This window comes from Burkholderia sp. E168m23 (genome assembly GCF_016586125.1).
In the GTDB taxonomy this organism is placed as follows: domain Bacteria; phylum Pseudomonadota; class Gammaproteobacteria; order Burkholderiales; family Burkholderiaceae; genus Burkholderia; species Burkholderia orbicola.
Map to the genome: position 1 here is coordinate 1 of NZ_BCPP01000912.1, position 2,868 is coordinate 2,868.

Genomic DNA, 2,868 nt, shown 5'->3' on the forward strand with positions numbered 1-2,868 from the left:
AAGGCGGCGTGGCGGTCGAGGTGACGGCCGCGCTGCTGACCAACGACGGCGGCGCGGCGCGCACGCTGGCGCTCGAAGGCGCGGGCATTGCGTTGAAGTCGATCTGGGACGTCGGCGCCGATCTCGACGCCGGCCGGCTCGTGCGCGTGCTGCCGGCCTTCGAGGCATCCGCCGCGCCGTTGCATGCCGTTTATCCCGGCGCTCGCCATGTGCCGTTGCGGGTGCGGACATTCGTCGATTTCCTGCGCGAGCAGTTGCGGGACGCGTGGCGTCGCCACGATTGAACCCGTCTCGGGTGGTGGGCCGGGGCACGTGGCGCCCCGTCATTCCGAAGCGGTTTACAATCGTTTGCATCGGGCGCCGCAAGCGTTGTCCCGCGCGTCGCCCCCCGTTCGACAGGATGCCAACGATGCCAACGACCCCAGCGAATCCCCCGGTTCCCCGCCAGCGGCGCGTGCAGTGTGCGAGCGCGGCCGGCCTTCATCACGTCGCCTATACCGAGTGGGGCGATCCCGCGAATCCGCGCGTGCTCGTCTGCGTGCACGGCCTGACCCGCTCCGGGCGCGATTTCGACCGGCTTGCCGCCGCGCTGTCCGATACGTATCGCGTCGTTTGCCCCGATGTCGTCGGGCGCGGCCAATCGGACCGGCTGGCCGATCCGCGGCACTATGCGATTCCGCAGTACGTGGCCGACATGGTGACGCTGATCGCACGGCTCGACGTCGAATCGGTCGACTGGTTCGGTACGTCGATGGGCGGCCTGATCGGCATGGCGCTCGCCGGGCTGCCCGGTTCGCCGCTGCGCCGGATGATCGTCAACGACGTCGGCCCGCGCATCGAGCCCGATTCGTTGACGCGCATCGGCGAGTACCTCGGCGTGCAGCCGCGCTTTGCGACCGAGCAGGAGGGGATCGACTACCTGACGTCGCTGTCGCTGCCGTTCGGTGCGCTGAGTGCCGACGAGTGGCGCGAGATCAACGGGCCGCTGCTGCACGAACTGCCCGAAGGCGGCTGGACGATGCGCTACGATCCGCGCATCGCCGAGCCGTTCAAGGCGACGACGCCCGAACTGGCCGCGCTTGGCGAGGCCGCGCTATGGCGCGCGATCGAGACGACCGATGCGACGCTCCTCGTCGTGCGCGGCGAGACGTCCGACTTGCTGTCGCGCGAGACGGCGGCCGAAATGGTCCGTCGCGGGCGGCACGTGACGCAGGTCGAGATTCCGGGGGCGGGCCACGCGCCGGCCTTCGTCAGCGCCGACCAGATTGCGCTCGCACGGCGGTTTTTCGTCGAAGGCGACGCATAAACGCGTCATAATATGCGGTTCGGCGGCACGCGGGCCGTGCCACCGCCCGATTCCTTACCCATCACGACCGGAACATTTTCATGGCAGTCATTCGTCACCACGTCGGGGCCCGTCTCTCCGAAACCGCGATCCACAACGGTACCGTGTATCTGGCCGGCCAGATCGCCGAAGACACCACGCAGGACATCCGCGGCCAGACGCGCGAAGTGCTCGGCCACATCGACCGCCTGCTCGCCGAAGCGAACAGCGACAAGGCGCATCTGCTGTCGGTGCAGATCTACATCTCGGATCTCGCGAACTTCGAAGGCATGAATGCGGAGTGGGACGCATGGGTCGCACCGGGCAACACGCCGCCGCGCGCCACCGTCGAGGCGAAGCTCGCCGATCCGGCGCTGCTCGTCGAGATCGTGGTCGTCGCCGCGCAGCGGAGCTGAGCGTTATCCGACGATGACCGTATTCCGGCAGGCCGTGCAATGACCGAATCCGTTTCCGCCTCTCCCGTCGCGGCGCCGTCGTTCGACGACGTGCTCGCGTTCGTGCGCGAGCGGGCCGGCGACGCGCGCCTGTCGTCCGGCGAGTTGCTCGCCGATCACTCGGCGGGCACGGCGGCGATCATGCGTACGCTGAACGTCGATCCGTCCGCGATGCAGGCCGCCGCGCTGTTCGTGCTGACGCCGCACCTGAGCGACCCCGAGCGCGAGCTGACCGAGCGTTTCGGCGACGAAGTCGCGCGGCTCGTGTCCGACGTGCGCAAGCTGTTGCGGCTCGGCACCGTCAGCCTGCGCGCCGCGCAGAACGCCGCGAAGCCCGACTTCGGGCGCGACGCGGCGGAAGAGCGGCGCACGCAGATCGAGGCGCTGCGCAAGATGCTGCTCGCCTTCGCGCAGGACATCCGCGTGGTGCTGATCCGGCTCGCGTCGCGGTTGCAGTCGCTGCGCTACTACGCGGCCGCGAAGCTCGATCCGCCGCCCGACGTCGCGCGCGAGACGCTCGAGATCTATGCGCCGCTCGCGAACCGTCTCGGCATCTGGCAACTGAAGTGGGAGCTCGAGGATCTCGCGTTCCGCTTCGAGGATCCCGTCACCTACAAGCGGATCGCGAAGCTGCTCGACGAGAAGCGCATCGAGCGCGAGGCGTACGTCACGCAGGCGATCGCGCGGCTGCAGCACGAGCTCGCGCAAGCGCACATCCAGGCCGACGTGAGCGGCCGGCCGAAGCATATCTACAGCATCTGGCGCAAGATGCGCGGCAAGGAGCTCGACTTCTCCGAGCTGTACGACGTGCGCGCGTTTCGCGTGATCGTGCCCGACATCAAGGATTGCTACGCGGTGCTGGGCATCGTGCATCACCTGTGGCAGCCGGTGCCGAAGGAATTCGACGACTACATCTCGCGGCCGAAGCCGAACGGCTACAAGTCGCTGCATACGGTCGTGATCGGCGACGACGGCCGTGCGTTCGAAGTGCAGATCCGCACGCAGGAGATGCATCGTTTCGCCGAGTACGGCGTCGCCGCGCACTGGCGTTACAAGGAGGCCGGCGCGCGCGGCTACGGCGGCCAGTTC

4 protein-coding genes are annotated in these 2,868 nt (G+C 68.4%); all 4 read left to right on the top strand.

Annotated features, from left to right (window positions below; genetic code table 11):
• The coding region (locus JMF90_RS31800; protein WP_236598071.1) for a LysR substrate-binding domain-containing protein at positions 1 to 284 on the top strand (284 nt) is incomplete at its 5' end.
• Between the two features lie 125 nt (positions 285 to 409).
• A complete protein-coding gene (locus JMF90_RS31805; RefSeq protein ID WP_011545243.1) occupies positions 410 to 1,306 on the top strand; it encodes an alpha/beta fold hydrolase in 897 nt (298 codons plus the stop codon).
• A gap of 80 nt (positions 1,307 to 1,386) precedes the next feature.
• A complete protein-coding gene (locus tag JMF90_RS31810; protein ID WP_006486103.1) occupies positions 1,387 to 1,740 on the top strand; it encodes a RidA family protein in 354 nt (117 codons plus the stop codon).
• Positions 1,741 to 1,779: 39 nt separating this feature from the next.
• Positions 1,780 to 2,868 (top strand): HD domain-containing protein (locus JMF90_RS31815; RefSeq protein WP_201325917.1); only part of this gene is annotated, 1,089 nt, incomplete at its 3' end.

Coding starts and splice junctions, on each gene's coding strand:
- JMF90_RS31810 (WP_006486103.1), top strand. CDS start 1,387: ATGGCAGTCATTCGTCACCACGTCGGGGCCCGTCTCTCCGAAACCGCG.
- JMF90_RS31805 (WP_011545243.1), top strand. CDS start 410: ATGCCAACGACCCCAGCGAATCCCCCGGTTCCCCGCCAGCGGCGCGTG.